This window comes from Arthrobacter sp. 10N44_2 (assembly GCF_056394385.1).
This window is the reverse complement of record NZ_JBFTHT010000002.1, coordinates 163,302-178,844: the sequence shown is the minus strand read 5'-3', so window position 1 is coordinate 178,844 and position 15,543 is coordinate 163,302. Positions and strand designations below refer to the sequence as shown.

Genomic DNA, 15,543 nt, shown 5'->3' with positions numbered 1-15,543 from the left:
TCTATGAACGAGCTCAAACCCGCTGCCCCCGTCTTGGGGGGCGGCGGGTTTTTGCGTATCCGGCTGGATGTGGCGTACGACGGCGGCCCGTTCAGCGGGTGGGCCGTGCAGCCGGGACTGCGCACCGTCCAGGGCGTCCTGGAGGAGGCCCTCGCGCTGCTGATCCGCCGCCCCGTCCGGGTCACGGTTGCCGGGCGCACCGACGCCGGGGTGCACGCCCGCGGCCAGGTGGTCCACTTGGACCTCAGCGAGGCGGAGTGGCTGGGCCTGAACCGGGGCGCCGAACTGGATCCCGCCGTCGCCCTGCTCCGCCGTATCCGCGGTGCCTTGAGCCGTGGCCTGGGCGACCTCAGCGGCGCCATCGAGGTGCACCGGGTGGGCGTGGCACCCGTTGGCTTCGATGCCCGGTTCTCCGCCCTCTGGCGCCGCTATTCGTACCGGATCGCAGACGGCCCCGCGCTGTGGGACCCGCTGGGACGCGCCTCGACCCTGTGGCACAAGGTTCCGCTGGACGTCGGGCTCCTCAACGAGGGCGCCGCGCCGCTGCTGGGCCTGCAGGACTTCCGCTCGTACTGCAAGCCCCGCGAGGGGGCCACGACCATCCGTGAACTGCAGCGCTTCGAATTCGAGCGCGGCACGGATGGGGTCATTGTCGTCACCGTTCAGGCTGACGCGTTCTGCCACAACATGGTCCGCTCCCTGGTGGGCTCGGCGTTGTACGTGGGGGAGGGCGAAGAGGCCCCGGAATGGCTCTACGAGCGGCTCCTCGCCCGGCAGCGCGACGCCCGCTCCGTGCTCGCAGCCCCGCACCCGCTGGTGCTCGAGGAAGTGGCCTACCCGACAGAGAGCGGCATGCTGGCCCGGGCCGAACTGACGCGGGCACTGCGGGCCTAAGCTGCGCCACCGATTTTCCCCACCTTTGCCGGAGCGAGGCCGCTCTACGCCGGCGGGTCGGCGCAACACGCCGGCGTCGGCCACCAAAGGTCGGGATACTTTGACGCCACCACAGCCATGTGGGCACGAAAAGGCGGTGGGCCTGCGGGCCTAAATTAGGCGGGAAGCTCGAGGGTGAAGGTGCTGCCGTGGCCCGGACTGGTGCGGCACGAGATGGATCCGCCGTGCCCTTCCACGATGGCCTTGGTGATGGACAGCCCTAAGCCGGCGCCCGGAATGGATCCGTCCCGGACGGCCGGGCTGCGGAAGAAACGGGTGAAGACCCGCCCGGCGTCGGCGGCGGTCATGCCCATCCCGGTGTCCTCGACGTGAAGGCGCACCAGGCCGTCGCCGGAGCTGGCGGAGACCCGCACCGATCCGCCGTCGGGCGAGTACTTGATCGCGTTGGAAACGAGGTTGTCCAGGGCCTGGCTGATCCGGAGCGGGTCCACGTGGGCCCAGAGCGGACCCTGGACGTCCGTGGCGAGGCAGACGCGGGACGCCTGGGCGTGGGCCTGGGCCGAGCCGAGGCTCGCCTCCACGATGCCGGCGAGGTCGGTGCGGCGCGGATGGACATGGACGGCGGCGCTGGCGGACATGAGAAGGTCCGAGACCAGGGCCAGCAGCCGCTCCGCGTTGCGCTGCGCCACTTCGACGCGGCGGACCACCGGACTGTCCAGGCCCTCGGTGTCGGCGAGCACCAGGTCCAGGTTGCCGATGATGGACGTCAACGGCGTGCGGAATTCGTGGGAGACAGTGGAGACGACCTCGTCCTTCGCTGCCAGGGCGTCCACCAGGCCGGTGACCTCGTTGAAGACCACCACGGCGCCGCGGAAGTCGCCGGCGTCGTTCTTCAGGGGCCGGGCCCCGGTAGAGACCACGCGGCTGGCCGCCGCCTCACCGAAGCAGACAAGGTAGTCGGCAAACGACTCGCCGGCCAGCGCCCGCCGGATGGGACGGCGCTCCAGCGGCAGGGGGGTGCTTCGGTCCTGCCCGGTCAGCACGAGCCGGCCCTCTTCCTCCGGCAGTACTTCCCCCGCCGGTTCGGCCGTAGGACGGGGCGCCGCGGCCGCGGATTCCTCGAGTTCGGCCTGCCACGTGTTCGTGAGCAGCCGGCGGCCGCTGGCATCCACTGCCACGATCCCGACGTCGACGGTGTCAAGAATGGTGTTCAGGAGCCGTTCGCGCTCCCGGCTGTCCGCGAGCAGGACCTCCAGCTCGGCTTCCTTGGACTTGATCCGCCGCTGCTCGCGCCGCAGGCGCGCCCGCGCGAAACGCATGGCCAGGGAGACCGCGAGCATCATCAGGGGCACCAGCAGGGCTTCGGCCGTGCGGGCCGCAAGCGGTGCCGGCCGGTCCGCCAGGAGCCAGGGCAGGGCGGCCAGGAGGGGCACCGAGAAACTCAGTGAAAGGCTCGCGGGGGCGGAGAGCCTGGACGCCGAAATCCACACCACGGGCAAGACGGAGAGCACACCGGGATCCGGCAGCCCGGCGGTGGTGCCGTCCCGGAGCAGCCCAATCGCAACCAGGTCCAGGACAGGGATGACGAGCGGGGCCAACGGCCCAAAACGCTGCCAGGGGACCAGTACGCAGGCCACCAGGAGGGCGGCCTGCAGGGCAAAGGCGTAGCGGCACAGGATGCTGTCCGGAAGGCCGGGCCAGGCGGCCGGGGCAGCCATGACGATTCCGGCCAGCATCACGGCCAGCGGCAACTGGCATACGAGGACCCGCCCGCGCGGCCCCAAAGCCTTCCCGTGTCGATCCACACTGCGGATCAGCCGCTGTCTAAGCAAAGACGCCGTGCCCCCTTCCCGTTGCTCCAGTTTTACACCCTGTGTCACGCAAATTTGACATAAATCGAAGTTTTGCCATTTCTGTTACCGGGCAGCCGCGAATTTGCCCCTTAGGGTGGGTATTCTGACATTGCTGGTGGGGGCCGGCGAGATAATTGCTGCCGCCGCATCCGCGAACGGCAGCGTAGCGTGACACATGAGGGGGGCCATGACCGACATGGGAGTCGCCGTCGTTGTAGAAGACGACGAAGATGTTCGGAACCTTGTCGAAGCCGTATTGAGCCAGGCAGGGTTCGAAGTCCACTCGGCGGCCGGCGGACGTGAAGGGGTCGACGTCGTCAGGGCGCGGGAGGCAAGCGTGGTCACCCTCGATGTCGGGCTTCCCGACATCGACGGTTTCGAGGTGCTGCGCCGGATCCGGCAGTTCAGTGACGCGTACGTGGTCATGCTGACAGCGCGAACCGACGAACTGGACACCCTGACGGCGTTTCATACCGGGGCTGATGATTTCCTGGCGAAGCCATTCCGGCCCCGGGAGCTGCGCGCGCGCGTGGGTGCCATGATGCGCCGGCCCCGGCAGGACCTCGGCGCCGCGGACGGATCCGCGCTGGATTCTGGGGCGGCCGCCGCCCCTGCAGCGTCCCAGAGTCCAGTGCTGCACCACAACGGCCTGGACCTGAACCCCGAGACCCGGTCCGTGAGCGTCGACGGCGTGGCGGTCAGCCTGACCCGCAGCGAGTTCGACCTCCTGCAGGCGCTCCTGAAGGGCGCCGGCGCCGTGCGGTCCAAGACCGAGCTGGTGCGCGTGGTCCGGGGCGATTACTACCGGGCGGACGCCTACATCAGCGAATCCGACGAACGCGCCGTCGAGGTGCATATCGGCAACCTGCGGAGGAAACTCGGCGAGGACCCCGTACAGCCGCGCTGGCTGCAGACCGTCCGCGGCGTGGGCTACCGGCTGTCGCCGGCGCGGTAGCCCCCGGAGGGGCTTCCGGTGCCCGGCACCCGGGAAACCTGTAGGCGGCAGCGGTCCCGCCGGTCCTAGCTGTCCCACAGGACGTAGCTGAACTGGAGCTCGTCGACGGTTTCCCCGCCGCGCGCGGCAACGTCGCGCAGGAGCGACAGTGCGCGGCCAATGTCTCCGGCCCTGAGGGCGTTCTCCAGTTCACCGGCGAGCTGGGCCAGGCGCAGGCCTCCGACCATGGCCGAGGACGTCTTCAGGCTCAGCACAGCGTCCATCGAGCCCGCGAGATCCCCGCGTTCGAGGGCCGAGGCCAGCGAGCGGTAGCGCTGGTCCCACATCCGGGTGTAGTCCCTGGCAAATCCCTTCGCCACGGCCGGATTTTCCAGCTGTGCACCCAGGTCCTGAAGCGCGGCAGGGTCCACGAGCGGGGCCGCCGGCAGGTCCTCGGGGAGGACCTCCGGGAAGACCTCTGGGAAGGCCGCTGCCGCGCTGGATGCCGTGAGGGCAGGCGCCGGCAGTCCCGGAGAGGTGGTGGGAGCGAGGGCAATGCCCGCATCTCCGTCGTCGGGGCAAGCGCTTGGAAGGGACATGTGACCACGCTACTTGCTGATGCGGCCGATGCCTTGCAGCCCGGTCTATCCTGCGGAAACCCTGAGGCTTTCCCGAGGGGAACCACGCACGGCCGCAGCTGCTGCGTCCCCGGCCGTGTCGGCGGCCGTTTACTGGCCGCTGAACGTGTCGATGGCGTTGATGACGGCCGGGCCCAGGATGGCGATGAAAAGGACAGGGAAGATGAAGAACAGCAGGGGAAACAGGATGGTGACGGGCAGCTTCATGGCCTTCTCCTCGGCCCGTTGCCGGCGCTTGACCCGCATGACCTTCGCCTGCACCCGCAACACCCGGCTGATGGCAATGCCGTAGGTGTCGGCCTGGACCACGGCCTGGACGAAGCTGCGCAGCTCGGGCACGTTGGTCCGTTCCGCCAGTGCCACGTAGGACTCGCGCCGGCTGCGCCCTACCTGCATGTCCTGCAGGGTCCGGATAAGTTCCTCCGCCAGGGGGCCCTTGCCGTTCTCGCCGGCCCGGGCCATGGCGCCTTCGAAGCCCAGGCCCGCTTCCACGGAGATCAGCATCTGGTCCAGCGTGTTGGCCAGTTCCAGCTGCATGGTCTTCTGGCGTTCCTGCCCTCTGCTGTAGAGCAGGAGGTCGGGGATGAAGTAGCCGAGCAGGAACACAAAGATTCCGACGAGCTTGAGGACCGGCGTCGGGCTGTTGGCGCTGATCCAGAAGCCCAGCAGGGCGCCCAGCAGCCCAAGGAGCGGCTTGGCCGCGAGCACGCGGCCCAGCGGCAGCGACGCGGGGCGCCCGGCGAGGGACAACAGCCGGTCCAGTTTGCGGACGTACGCCGCGGGAGTCAGCCGGTAGCCGGCCCGTTCCAGCAGGCTGCTGCGCTCCCGATGGGTGAGCTCGGCCGGGTCGGTACCCAGCGCGAGCATCTCCCGCATGGCGCGCTGTGACCTCCGGTCGACGGAGAGCAGCGACCACGCCAGATAGCCGAGCGGCAACGCCACCAGCAGCGTGGCAAGAAGTACAGCAGGTGCCATAGCCGCCTCAGAACTTCAGGTCGATGATTTTGCGCATCCACAGCCCGCCAATGGTCATGAGGACGACGGAGGCGGCCATCATGCCCCAGCCCAGCGGGTGCGTGAACATCGGGTTCATGTAGCCGGGATTGACCAGCATCAGCATCACCACGATCCCGATCGGCATGGCCATGAGGATGTACGCGGAAAACTTTCCCTCGGCGGCGAGGGATTTGATGTGTCCTTTGATCTCGCTGCGCTCGCGGATGGTCTCGTTGACCTGGTCCAGGACTTCGGCCAGGTTCCCGCCCACTTCACGGTTGATCTGGATGGCTTGGGCGATCCAGACGAAGTCCTCGTTCCGCATCCGGTCCGCGGTGTCGCTCAGGGAGTCCAGGAGGTCCCGGCCCAGGCTGGTCTCTGTAACCACGCGGCGCATCTCTTCCGACGTCGGGCTTTGGGATTCGGACGCGGCGGCGTCAATGGCGCGCATGATGCTGTGCCCGGCCCGGAGGCCGCCGGAAAGCAGCTGCAGGGTATCGCCGAGCTGCTGGTCGAACTTGGTGCGGCGCTTGCCGGCCAGGATGCGGAGCACGAGGTGGCCCACGACCGGCGCCAGGAGCACCAGGAGGACCGCCAGCAACGGCCCCGCGACGACGAACCCGGCGAGGCCCCCCGCAACCGCTCCGGCCAGGAGCAGGACGTAGAAGTCGGCCTGGCTCAGGCGCAGGCCGGCCTGTTCCAGCGACTCGCGGTTGAAGAGCCGGACTTTGCGGCCGGAAAAGAATCCGTCGACCAGGTGGACGGCCGAGCCGGCGAACCGCGTCAGCTGCGAGTCGGCCTGACCCTGGACGGGCCTGCGCCGGTCCAGGGGGACACTGGCCCCGCCGGGGGAGAGCAGCGCGAATCCCAGGACCACCACTGCGCTGAAAAGCAGGCCGACGCCGATGGGCAGGAGAGTCATGGACAGATCACGCCCTTCCGGCCGGGGTCAGCGGAGCAGCAAACACAGCGGGGGAGACGTGGATGCCCAGGTCCTCGAAACGGTCGATGAAACGCGGACGGATGCCGGTGGGGACCGGCCTGCCGAGGAACCGGCCGTGGGCGTCGACGCCGGCGGCGTAGTCGAACACGAAGGCATCCTGGAGCGTGACGATGTCGCCCTCCATGCCCTGGACCTCAGTGACGTGGGTGATCCGCCGGGTGCCGTCCCGCAGCCGGGAGATCTGGATAATCAGGTTGACGGCCGAGGCGATCTGTTCCCGGATGGCGCGCAGCGGCAGGTCCATGCCGGCCATGAGCACCAGCGTCTCCAGACGGGCCACGGCATCCCGGGGCGAGTTGGAGTGCACGGTCGAGAGCGACCCGTCGTGGCCTGTGTTCATGGCCTGGAGCATGTCCAGCGATTCGCCGCCGCGGACCTCGCCCACCACGATCCGGTCCGGTCGCATGCGCAGGGAGTTCCGCAGCAGTTCGCGGATGGTCACCTCGCCCTTGCCCTCAGTGTTCGACGGCCGGCTTTCCAGCCGCACCACGTGTTCCTGCTGGATCTGGAGTTCGACGGCGTCCTCGATCGTCACGATCCGCTCGTCGTGGGGCAGGAACGAGGAAAGGACATTCAGCAGTGTCGTTTTGCCGGTGCCGGTGCCGCCCGAGACGATGATGTTGAGCTTGGCCTTCACGCAGGCGTTCAGCAGTTCCGCCATTTCCGGCGTCAACGTGCCGAACTCGATGAGGTTCCGGACAGTCAGCGGCACCTTGCTGAATTTTCGGATGGTCAGCGAGGAACCGCCGACGGCGAGCGGCGGGATAACGGCGTTGACGCGGGACCCGTCCTCGAGCCGCGCATCCACGAGGGGCGACGACTCGTCGATGCGCCGGCCCACTTTGGAAACGATGCGCTCTATCACCTTGCGGAGGTGGTCCTCGGAGCTGAACCGCGACTCCGTCAAGGTCAGTTTGCCGTTGCGTTCCACGTAGATCTGGTCCATCCGGTTGACCATGATTTCCGTGACGGCGGGATCGTCCAGGAGGCGCTGCAACGGGCCGTAGCCCAGGACGTCGTCGGCCACGTCGCGGACCAGCCGGGAGCGCTCTTCGGCGGACAGGGGGACCTGTTCGGCGTCGATGATGCGCGTCAGCTCCTCCCGCGCGGAGGTGCGGAGGTCCTCTTCCGTGGTTGCCGAATCGTTGAAGCGGGTTCCCATACGCTCGAACAACGCAGTGGCGGCCCGCTGTTTGAGGGCGGCGAAAGCGTCGACGGGCTGCTGGCCCCGGGCGCGGGAGTCCTGGTGCTCCGGGAAAGCCGGCAGCGGTGGGCGGTCAGTCTTCTGGAGCACGACGGCGGCCGGCGCTGCCGCCGTCGTCGCGCTTCCTCCGGTGGGGGACATGGCCAACGGAGATGCAGCCTGCGGGGATTCGGCCCGTGGGGCGGACGCAATCGTTCCCTCGGCGGAGCGGAGCCGTTCGGACAGTTTCATCAGACCACCACCCGGCGGTGCAGTTTCTTCTGGGCGGTGGCGCGCCAGGCGGGATCGAACCGGTTGACGAGCTGTTTCAGTCCCTTGATGGCAGGATCTTTGCGTCCGTCCTGGAGGACCGGGATGCCGCGGTTGGTGGAGAACGCCACTGCCTTGGACCGCGGGATGCTGACGTCCACGGGCGCGCCGATGGTCGCCTCGACGTCCTGGACGCTCAACCCGGACTTCGAGTCCGCCATGTTCAGCACCACGTGGCGGGTCTCGGGCAGCAGGTCCAGGCGCCGGAGGATATCCAGGCCGGAGCGCAGCCCGCGGATACTCGGCACGTCCATGGCAGTCACCCAGACGGCGTCGGTGCACTGCTCGAGGGCGGCCAACCCGACCTCCGGGAGCCCGGGTGCGGTGTCGACCACGACGTATTGGAACTGTTCGGCCAGTTGTTCGAGCAGGCGCGTGACCTGCTGGGGTGTGATGTCGTCGGCCTCCTCGGGCGTCCGGGGGGCGCAGAGGGCGTAGATGCTCCCGGGATGGACGGTGAGGAAGGCTTTGAGGACGAGGGAATCCTGGCTGGCCGCGGACGAGACGGCGTCGGTCACGGTGTGCTCCGGGTGCAGGTACAGGCCTGAGGCCACGTCCCCGAACTGCAGGTCCAGGTCCACAATGACCACGCCCATGGGCGCCACTTTGCCGAGTCCGATGGCGATGTTGGTGGCGATCGTGGTTTTGCCGACCCCGCCTTTGGGGGAGAAGACGCCGATCACCAACCCCCTGGCGCTGTCAGGCTGGCTGGCCGCCGTGGTTCGGTTGCGGGTGGCGAAAGACTGGCAGGCCCGCTCCAGCAGCACCCGGATCTGGGCCGGGTCCGCCGCCGGGCTGAGGATGTCGCGGATGCCGGCCCGCATGGCCAGCAGGACGAAGTTCGGATCGGCCTCGCCGACCAGGATGACGCTGAGCTCGGGAAGCTGGACGTCGAATACCGTCGCCAGGCGCAGGGCGTCCTCCACCGGCAGGTCCGGTCCCAGGATCAAGACCTCGGGCCGTTCCTGGTTGAGGCTGGCGAAGAGCTCCGCCGGGTTCGCGGGATTGACGAACGCGAAGGTCTGCAGGCCGCCCGGAAGGCCGCCGGCCAGGGCCTGGCGGACGCGGGCATCGAAATCAGTGTTCGGCGAAATCAGGACAAAGCGGCTCATTTGTACACCTCTGGTCGCGTTACGATGCCGGGGCGGCCGCTGTCCGTGGCGTTGAGCGGTTCCTTGCTCAGCCAGATGCTGGCCGATTCCGTGAAGTTTGCGGCATAGACAATCTTTGTGGCGTCCATATCATTCACGGCGACCGTAACGATCATGGAGCCGGTGGGGAGCGACGTGTCCTCGGCTTCCGCGGGGGAGCCGGCGGCAGAGGGCTGCGGGGACGGAGCCACCACCGGGGCGCGCTGGACAGCCGTCACCAGAGCCTTGTGTACCGTCAGCTGGGTAGTCTCTTTGTCTGCCTTCGCCTCGAGGCCGCCGTCCTTGAGGTTGATGAAGACACCCACATGGTCGCCCGCCGCGAGACGGCCGCCGACGAGCCGCTGGGGCTCGAGCTGGAAGGAAACCTCTTGCAGGCCCTTAGGCACTTCAATCGCTCCGCTCGCCTTTAGTGCCTCCGGCTCAATCAGCCGCTCGGCGACGAGCTGTTCGCCAGGGAGGAGGTCGACGGCGGTGACTTTGCCGGCCAGCCCGTCCAGGTTCGTGAGAGCCGACTTCGAGACGGCTTTTCCGGGAAGATCCTGGCTGGTCACGAATGCTTTCAAGGCCGCGACCGACGTGCCGGCCGGCACAGCTTTCGACACCACGAGAACGGTGACGGGCTGCAGGCCCTGCACCGCCCTGCTGTCGGCGCCCTGCGCGTAGCTGACTACCAGGATGGCTCCGACGACGGCCAGCACCAGGGCCGCGATTCCTGCCAATAAGCGTGACTTCACTGTTAGGGCACTCCAATGGTAAGGCGGACTATTGAGGTCCCGTAGTCCGGTGCTGCGCCGAGTTCGAAGGCGTCGGACAGGGAGACATATCGCACGAAATAGCCCCTGATGGTCTTGTTCTTGAGCGTCGCGCCTAATGACCAGCTGTTAGAGGCAAAGTGGTAACCAGTGACATGGAAGGCGGCAAATCCCTTCACGTAGTACTTGCCGCTGGAGCCGTTGCCGGTGGCCACGTCGTACAGCGGGAAAAGGACTGTTTGGTCGTTCATCTTGCTCAAGTCCGCAGCGGTGCATTCGCTTGGTGCGCTCGCGCCCGTGTTGCTGGAGAACCAAACGCCAGAGTTGTTTGCTTGTCCGGCTGACAGGGTGACTCCGCATTTTGCATCGCTGTCCGAAATCCAGCCGAAGCCACCCGGGATCTCGCCACAGCCGCCAGAATCCATGTCCAGGACCTGTTCGGCGCCAGCCAGCGAACCTGGCGGCAGGTTGAGCTTGCATTGGGCAATGGCCAGGGGCAGAAGGATCGTGCCCGTGGACGGTGTCCCCCACTGCACGCGAGAGGTAGCGGTTACTTCGGCGGTTGAAAGGCCCAAGGCCCGGGCGAAGAACAGGGAAACGCGGTTAGGCGCTTTCCCGGTTTCCTGTGCCCCGGCTGTCACTTTCACGGTGCGGGCGGCCTTGTCCAGCACGAGGTCCGCAACGTTGCTTTTCCCGTCGCCAGCATTGCTATCGGCGAGGCTGCGGGCAAGGGCGGAGGCGGTGGAACAATCGGCGTCGTTGATGTTTTTCGCGCACTTCTGCGCGACGGCCAGGGCTGCGGCATCAGCTCCGTTGCGGAGTTGGGTCCGCTCGGCGTAAAGCATACCGACGTCGACCGCCAGCGCGGCGAACCCCAGCAGGGTCACCATGAGGATCGCGACCAGGATGCTGATGGCGCCGCGCTCGCCGTTGGCTGGTGACGCTGCTAGCCGCCGCACAGCATGACTCCTTTGCCTTCCATGGTGAACGGACCCGCGATGCCGGTCATCGTCGAGAGCGAATAAGTGATCTTGAGGGTCACTTGGATTTCTGTGGCGCAGGTGGCGGGGGTGATGGTGATATTGGCGTCGCTGAGCCCGGGCTGCACTGAAACGGCAGCATTCTTGGCCGCAGTCCGGGCGGCGGTTGGGTTGTTCCCGATCGCCATCACCCGCACACCTTCACGGGCCGCGGCCGAGAGGGTGATCTGGGCGTTATAGGCCCTTCCGAATTCAGTGATGCCGAGCAGAAGCATCACCAGGACGGGCGCGAGAAGAGCGAATTCCACGGCGACGGCACCCCGTTCTGATTTCTTGGAAATGGGGGACCGCCTTCCCAGGGTCGCGTGCGTGAACGCCTGAACCAGACAGGGTTGGGGAAGACCTGAGTCCTGCCCAACCCTGCCCAGTCGCACTGGGTTTCCTACTTCGAGCAGGTACCCGGAGTCGTCACTGTGCCAACGGTGGTGGCCGCCCCCATGGTGCCGCCCTTCATCGAACAGTTCACCGACTCAAAGGTGGAGTTCAGCTGTCCGCCGAGCAGACCCACTGCGACGATGATGACGACGGCGATGAGGGAGACCATGATGCCGTATTCGACGGCGGTGGCGCCGCGCTGATCGCGGCGAAGACGGTTTGCGAAAGCGGAGAGAAAGGAACGCATTGGGGACTCCTGAGCGAGTTGGGCGGCTGGCCCTGCACCAGCACTGAGAGGAACTTAGCAACCGCCGACACGCCGACGATTCGCCTTTGACGCATCCTGTGCCAAGGCTTCCCAAACTGCACGTTTCCTGTACATTCCCTGCGCGCATCTTGCGCCCGGAATGCAACATTGCTGTAGCCGGGCCCACAGAAGGACCCCCTTGGCTCTCGTCCAAGGGGGACCGGTATCTGGGGCATGAGCCTTGGCTGGCGGCTTCCTGCACGGCCAATCGACTGGTCAGCCGGGGACCGGCGTCTTGAGTGGCCTCTCGGAACAGCTAGCCTGGGATTCGGATCAGGTGTGAGGTCGAGCTGATCGAATTGATAGCTGAGACAAAGATCGGACCAAGGTCCGCTCCGTTTGAGGCGCAGAAGAAGTAATCTCCGTCGGAGTTCTCCGCTGCCGCCAGCGCCGGCGTCGAACAATCGTTACTGGCAGTGCTTGCTACTCCTGTGGACTTCTCGGAGGCCGCGGCAGCGAGAACGTCGCGCACAAACGTTGGACTGCTACCGCAGCGGGCGGACGTTGCTGCGTTGTACGCGACAGTGACAATGAGGATATTCCTCAACTTTGCGTCGGCTGCAACGGCCTTCAAATTGTTACAGGCAAGCGCTCCGTCTGAGTTCTTGACGTCGGCAGGGTCGCTCACCAAGGTGGAGCCCCCTACGCCAGTCTCGTTCGGTTGTCCATCCGTCTCCAGGACAATGGCCTTACGGGGCGTTCCTGCACGTTCCGGCAGGCTCCCGAGGTTGTTGGCATCCAGGCCGAGAAGATATCGAGCCGCAGCCTTCACGGGTGAGGCCAGGTAAGTGCCGCTGCCCGAGTGGGCCAGGCATTGCACACCCTTGACGAGTGCGCTGCTGTTGTTGAGCGCCGGCGGTGCGCTTGATGTCGTGTAGTCGTTGGAGAACGGGACGGGAATCCAGGGGCCACTCGTGGTCGAGCCCGACGGGGTGGTGATGCAGCCGGTGGTGGGGTTGCTGCGACCGATCGTGCCCAATGCTACGTACTGTTGGTCCTTGGTCATCGTCTTGAGCGTGGTCTGAATGGCGGTTCTCATACTGGCAAGGTCAGTGTCGCTCATACTGCCCGTACGGTCCGCCACCAGTGCGACGTCCATGGGGTTCGGGGACTGCGCCCCGCAGGAGCCTTTGCAGGCGTTGGCCGCCAGCGAGCCTGTGTTTCCGGTGCTGATGCCGATCGCGGGGCCGAACGAGAAGGGGACATCCTTGTCGTCGGTCACGGTGATCGTGTTGCACGTTCGGCCGCCCCCCGTAATGCACGGAATGGCACAGATCGTTTCGCTGCATCTTGCCCCGGCCGTGGTTCCTGGGTTGCAAACACTGGGGACTTGGCCGCTGGCCACGGTCTTGGCAGCCCCGGTAGAAGCGACCACACACCAGAATGTGACCGCGGGGTCCGCCTGGGCGTCATTGGCTTTGGCGTATGCTATCGCGGCATTCCGGGCGGCGGCAGGGTCGTCCGGGAGCGAGGATGCGCCAGCGAGTGCGCCAGCATCCAGCGCATTGCTAAGGTGCTGGTGCTCGGAGACCAGCTTGCCGATATCGAGGGCCATGGCCAGCACCCCGAAGAGCACGGGCACGAGGAGGGCGAACAGGACCGCCGTCGCTCCGCGTTCACCGGTTGCCTGCTTACGAGGCTTTACAGTGCCCATGTGCTTCTCATTTCGCTCGACGTGACACTCTGGAGCCTGGTTCGATGCTGGCGTTACGGAGTGCATGACCCGCCGCCCCAGTTCTGTGCCCCCGAAGTCACGGCTACGGTACTTTCCATTTTCATAACGGCCTTCGCTTCGAAGACCCCGGCCAGGGCCCAGGAGTAGAAACCCGACAATGAAGACTGTGGGTAGCGCAGGCAGACAACCATGACGCCGGGAGCTCCCCCGGAAGTGTCCACGGCAAACTTCACCTGGAGTTTGCTGTTGTCCAGTTCGCCTCCCCGGGCATTGTTGGCGGATGCGAGGACGTCGCCTTCTGTGACTCCCTGCCGCGCGGCCTCACGCGCAGCTCCCTGAAGATTGATGGTTTGGCCGTACGCCATCCCAAAGTCGATCACCCCGAGAAGCATGGACAGTAGGACGGGAACAACGAGGGCAAACTCAACAGCTGCCGCCCCCCGCTGCCGACCATCCCGATTCTTTGGGATGGGTGCCGGAAACCTAAACATGTGCTCCTCCTTCAATGTGGCCGGTGAATCCCGGCCCTCCCGGGCGTCGGGTCCATTGCCTTACGGTTCTGAAATAGTGCTCAACGACCGGAAAACGTGCTGATGGCGTTGATGACCGCGGGACCAAGAATGACGATAAATAGAGTCGGAAAAATGAAGAGGAGCAAGGGAAATACCACAGCTACGGGAAGCTTCATGGCTTTCTCCTCGGCACGAAGACGGCGTTTTATGCGCATCTGGTCCGCCTGGGGCTTCAGCACGCGGGCTATCGACAGGCCCTGCACGTCGGCCTGGATAATGGCCGACACAAAACTTTTCAACTCTGGCACCGTGGACCGCTCGGACAAGGCCTTGTAAGCCTCACGCCGGGTTCGGCCGGCCTGGATGTCCTGCAGCGTGCGGACCATTTCCTCGGCTAACGGACCCTTGCCGCTCGCCCCGACGCGGGCAACTGCGGCCTCGAAGCCCAGGCCCGCTTCGACCGATATCAGCAACTGGTCCAGCACATTGGGCAGATCGAGCCCGATTCTCGCCTGGCGCTTGGTGCCGTTGTTGTACGTCAGCAGGTCGGGTAGGAAGTAGCAGGCAGCTGCGAGGCCGAAGCCAAGCAAACCGCCTTGCGGGCTCCTGGCAGCTCCCAGAGCGATGGCAAAGAGCGCGGCGCCCAGGGCTGCGAGCGGTTTCAATGTCAGCAGGCGGTCCAACGGCATGGATGCGGGTCGTCCCGCATTAGCCAAGAGCCGGTCCAAACGGGCGACATAGGCGGCCGGTGTCAGTGTCCGGCCGAGCATGGTCATCAGGCGCGGCGCCTTCTGGGTGACGCCGGCCTGGTGGCTCGAGACGGCGGTGAGCCTCGACTGGATCATCCGGCCGGAGACGCGGTCGATAGAGATAATCGACCAGGTGAAATAGGACAGCGGAAGAATGACGGTGGCGATCAGTAGCCATACTGTTGCGGTCATGGTTTCTACTCCCTAGAAAACGATCTTGACCATGCGGCTGATCCAGAAGGAACCGATCGCCATCATGATCACGCCGACGGAGATGAAGATCCACCCAAGGACGGACTCCGTCAGGGTGCCCACATATGCCGGATTGGTCAGATGCAGGAAAGCTGCGACGAAAAATGGCAGTGCGATCAGGATGTAGGCGGAAAACTTTCCTTCTGCTGCCAGCGCACGGACCTGTCCCTTGATCTGGGCCCGCTCCCGCACCGTGTCGGCTACATGGTCGATGACACCTGCCAAGTCGCCCCCAACCTCACGGTTGATCTCGATCGCCTGGCTGAGCCACTCGAAGTCCTCGCAGCGCATTCCCTTGGCTACCTCGGCCATTGATTCCGAGACGCTTCGGCCGACCCTTTGCTCGTTGACGATTCTGGCGAGCTCTTCTGACATCGGGGCGGGCATCTCCACGCTGGCGCTGTGGAGGCTCTGCGCGATGCCGTGGCCGGCGCGCAGGCTGCCCGAAAGCGACATCAGCATGTCGCTTAGCTGGCCTTCAAATGCGGCACGGCGACGTCCGGTCCTGATGGCCACGAACATCCGCGCACCCACCGGAGCCGTGGCGGCCAGCAGAACGGCCATCAAGAAGTTCTGGGCCATGAGCCCGGTGGTCCCTAGGGCGAGGCTGCCAGCAAGCACCAGGACGATGAACTCCGCCGGGGTTGACTTCAAGCCGGCTCCGCTGAGCGCTTCACGGCCGAACGGCCCACTGTGCCCCGAACGAACACTGCGCTCAACGGCGGCGACTGTAACCCCGCTCAGCCTGGAAATGACCGAAGTGCTTCCTTGAGGCGCGTACGGCCTCCTCCGGCTGAGCTGGATGTCCGCGTAGCGTGGCTTGAACGCGACAAAGAGGGCGAGGACGGCCGCCAGGAGGATGAGGGCCGTTCCCGAAAGCAGCGCAGTATCCGTCATCA

The 15,543-nt window shown here is 66.0% G+C and carries 16 protein-coding genes; 2 read left to right on the top strand and 14 right to left on the bottom strand.

The features are described from left to right. Positions 1-3 precede the first annotated feature (3 nt). The gene (locus tag AC1DBX_RS03755; RefSeq protein WP_476870468.1) at positions 4-894 is read left to right on the top strand and encodes a tRNA pseudouridine synthase A; all 891 of its coding nucleotides are present in this window, start codon (positions 4-6) and stop codon (positions 892-894) included. Positions 895-1,049: 155 nt separating this feature from the next. Here AC1DBX_RS03755 and AC1DBX_RS03750 read toward each other — a convergent pair whose 3' ends face one another. After that, positions 1,050-2,699, bottom strand: a complete 1,650-nt coding sequence (locus AC1DBX_RS03750; protein WP_476931113.1) for a sensor histidine kinase — start codon at positions 2,697-2,699, stop codon at positions 1,050-1,052. A gap of 235 nt (positions 2,700-2,934) precedes the next feature. Between AC1DBX_RS03750 and AC1DBX_RS03745 the strand changes: the two genes are divergently transcribed. After that, complete coding sequence (locus AC1DBX_RS03745) at positions 2,935-3,702, top strand: response regulator transcription factor (protein ID WP_476858990.1); 768 nt, start codon at positions 2,935-2,937, stop codon at positions 3,700-3,702. 65 nt (positions 3,703-3,767) lie between these two features. Here AC1DBX_RS03745 and AC1DBX_RS03740 read toward each other — a convergent pair whose 3' ends face one another. The 13 genes from AC1DBX_RS03740 to AC1DBX_RS03680 form a co-directional block, all read right to left on the bottom strand. Continuing rightward, positions 3,768-4,280, bottom strand: coding sequence for an Hpt domain-containing protein (locus AC1DBX_RS03740; RefSeq protein WP_476851476.1), 513 nt, complete (start codon positions 4,278-4,280; stop codon positions 3,768-3,770). A gap of 129 nt (positions 4,281-4,409) precedes the next feature. Beyond that, positions 4,410-5,294 carry a type II secretion system F family protein gene (locus AC1DBX_RS03735; RefSeq protein ID WP_223913820.1) on the bottom strand — a complete coding sequence of 295 codons (885 nt, stop codon included), beginning with the start codon at positions 5,292-5,294 and terminating at the stop codon, positions 4,410-4,412. 7 nt (positions 5,295-5,301) lie between these two features. Then, a complete protein-coding gene (locus tag AC1DBX_RS03730; RefSeq protein ID WP_476931112.1) occupies positions 5,302-6,237 on the bottom strand; it encodes a type II secretion system F family protein in 936 nt (311 codons plus the stop codon). A 7-nt stretch (positions 6,238-6,244) separates the two neighbouring features. Then, positions 6,245-7,753: a CpaF family protein gene (locus AC1DBX_RS03725; RefSeq protein WP_476851473.1), complete on the bottom strand. Its 1,509-nt coding sequence runs from the start codon at positions 7,751-7,753 to the stop codon at positions 6,245-6,247. Next, positions 7,753-8,943 (bottom strand): CpaE/TadZ family protein, encoded by a 1,191-nt coding sequence (locus AC1DBX_RS03720; protein ID WP_476931111.1) that lies wholly within the window; start codon positions 8,941-8,943, stop codon positions 7,753-7,755. The genes AC1DBX_RS03725 and AC1DBX_RS03720 overlap by 1 nt, the downstream gene beginning before the upstream one ends. Continuing rightward, positions 8,940-9,701, bottom strand: coding sequence for a Flp pilus assembly protein CpaB (cpaB, locus tag AC1DBX_RS03715; protein WP_476931110.1), 762 nt, complete (start codon positions 9,699-9,701; stop codon positions 8,940-8,942). Before cpaB ends, AC1DBX_RS03720 begins: the two co-directional genes overlap by 4 nt. Positions 9,702-9,718: 17 nt before the next feature. Further along, a complete protein-coding gene (locus AC1DBX_RS03710; RefSeq protein ID WP_476931109.1) occupies positions 9,719-10,693 on the bottom strand; it encodes a pilus assembly protein TadG-related protein in 975 nt (324 codons plus the stop codon). Then, complete coding sequence (locus tag AC1DBX_RS03705) at positions 10,681-11,055, bottom strand: TadE/TadG family type IV pilus assembly protein (protein WP_476931168.1); 375 nt, start codon at positions 11,053-11,055, stop codon at positions 10,681-10,683. Before AC1DBX_RS03705 ends, AC1DBX_RS03710 begins: the two co-directional genes overlap by 13 nt. 101 nt (positions 11,056-11,156) lie before the next feature. After that, positions 11,157-11,396, bottom strand: coding sequence for a Flp family type IVb pilin (locus AC1DBX_RS03700; RefSeq protein ID WP_223913825.1), 240 nt, complete (start codon positions 11,394-11,396; stop codon positions 11,157-11,159). 316 nt (positions 11,397-11,712) lie between these two features. Further along, the gene (locus tag AC1DBX_RS03695) at positions 11,713-13,110 is read right to left on the bottom strand and encodes a pilus assembly protein TadG-related protein (protein WP_476931108.1); all 1,398 of its coding nucleotides are present in this window, start codon (positions 13,108-13,110) and stop codon (positions 11,713-11,715) included. 53 nt (positions 13,111-13,163) lie between these two features. Continuing rightward, on the bottom strand, positions 13,164-13,622 hold the full coding sequence (locus AC1DBX_RS03690) for a TadE family protein (RefSeq protein ID WP_476931107.1): 459 nt from the start codon (positions 13,620-13,622) through the stop codon (positions 13,164-13,166). Between the two features lie 80 nt (positions 13,623-13,702). Continuing rightward, positions 13,703-14,584 (bottom strand): type II secretion system F family protein, encoded by an 882-nt coding sequence (locus tag AC1DBX_RS03685; protein WP_476931106.1) that lies wholly within the window; start codon positions 14,582-14,584, stop codon positions 13,703-13,705. A 12-nt stretch (positions 14,585-14,596) separates the two neighbouring features. Then, entirely contained in the window at positions 14,597-15,541 is a 945-nt protein-coding gene (locus AC1DBX_RS03680) for a type II secretion system F family protein (protein ID WP_476931105.1), read from the bottom strand. Positions 15,542-15,543 lie beyond the last annotated feature (2 nt).

What these genes read in the sequence shown, in the direction of transcription:
- AC1DBX_RS03730 (WP_476931112.1), bottom strand. Translation starts at nt 6,237, where the DNA reads ATGACTCTCCTGCCCATCGGCGTCGGCCTGCTTTTCAGCGCAGTGGTG.
- AC1DBX_RS03735 (WP_223913820.1), bottom strand. Translation starts at nt 5,294, where the DNA reads ATGGCACCTGCTGTACTTCTTGCCACGCTGCTGGTGGCGTTGCCGCTC.
- AC1DBX_RS03685 (WP_476931106.1), bottom strand. Translation starts at nt 14,584, where the DNA reads ATGACCGCAACAGTATGGCTACTGATCGCCACCGTCATTCTTCCGCTG.
- AC1DBX_RS03720 (WP_476931111.1), bottom strand. Translation starts at nt 8,943, where the DNA reads ATGAGCCGCTTTGTCCTGATTTCGCCGAACACTGATTTCGATGCCCGC.
- AC1DBX_RS03690 (WP_476931107.1), bottom strand. Translation starts at nt 13,622, where the DNA reads ATGTTTAGGTTTCCGGCACCCATCCCAAAGAATCGGGATGGTCGGCAG.
- AC1DBX_RS03755 (WP_476870468.1), top strand. Translation starts at nt 4, where the DNA reads ATGAACGAGCTCAAACCCGCTGCCCCCGTCTTGGGGGGCGGCGGGTTT.
- AC1DBX_RS03680 (WP_476931105.1), bottom strand. Translation starts at nt 15,541, where the DNA reads ATGACGGATACTGCGCTGCTTTCGGGAACGGCCCTCATCCTCCTGGCG.
- AC1DBX_RS03745 (WP_476858990.1), top strand. Translation starts at nt 2,935, where the DNA reads ATGACCGACATGGGAGTCGCCGTCGTTGTAGAAGACGACGAAGATGTT.
- AC1DBX_RS03695 (WP_476931108.1), bottom strand. Translation starts at nt 13,110, where the DNA reads ATGGGCACTGTAAAGCCTCGTAAGCAGGCAACCGGTGAACGCGGAGCG.
- AC1DBX_RS03725 (WP_476851473.1), bottom strand. Translation starts at nt 7,753, where the DNA reads ATGAAACTGTCCGAACGGCTCCGCTCCGCCGAGGGAACGATTGCGTCC.
- AC1DBX_RS03700 (WP_223913825.1), bottom strand. Translation starts at nt 11,396, where the DNA reads ATGCGTTCCTTTCTCTCCGCTTTCGCAAACCGTCTTCGCCGCGATCAG.
- AC1DBX_RS03740 (WP_476851476.1), bottom strand. Translation starts at nt 4,280, where the DNA reads ATGTCCCTTCCAAGCGCTTGCCCCGACGACGGAGATGCGGGCATTGCC.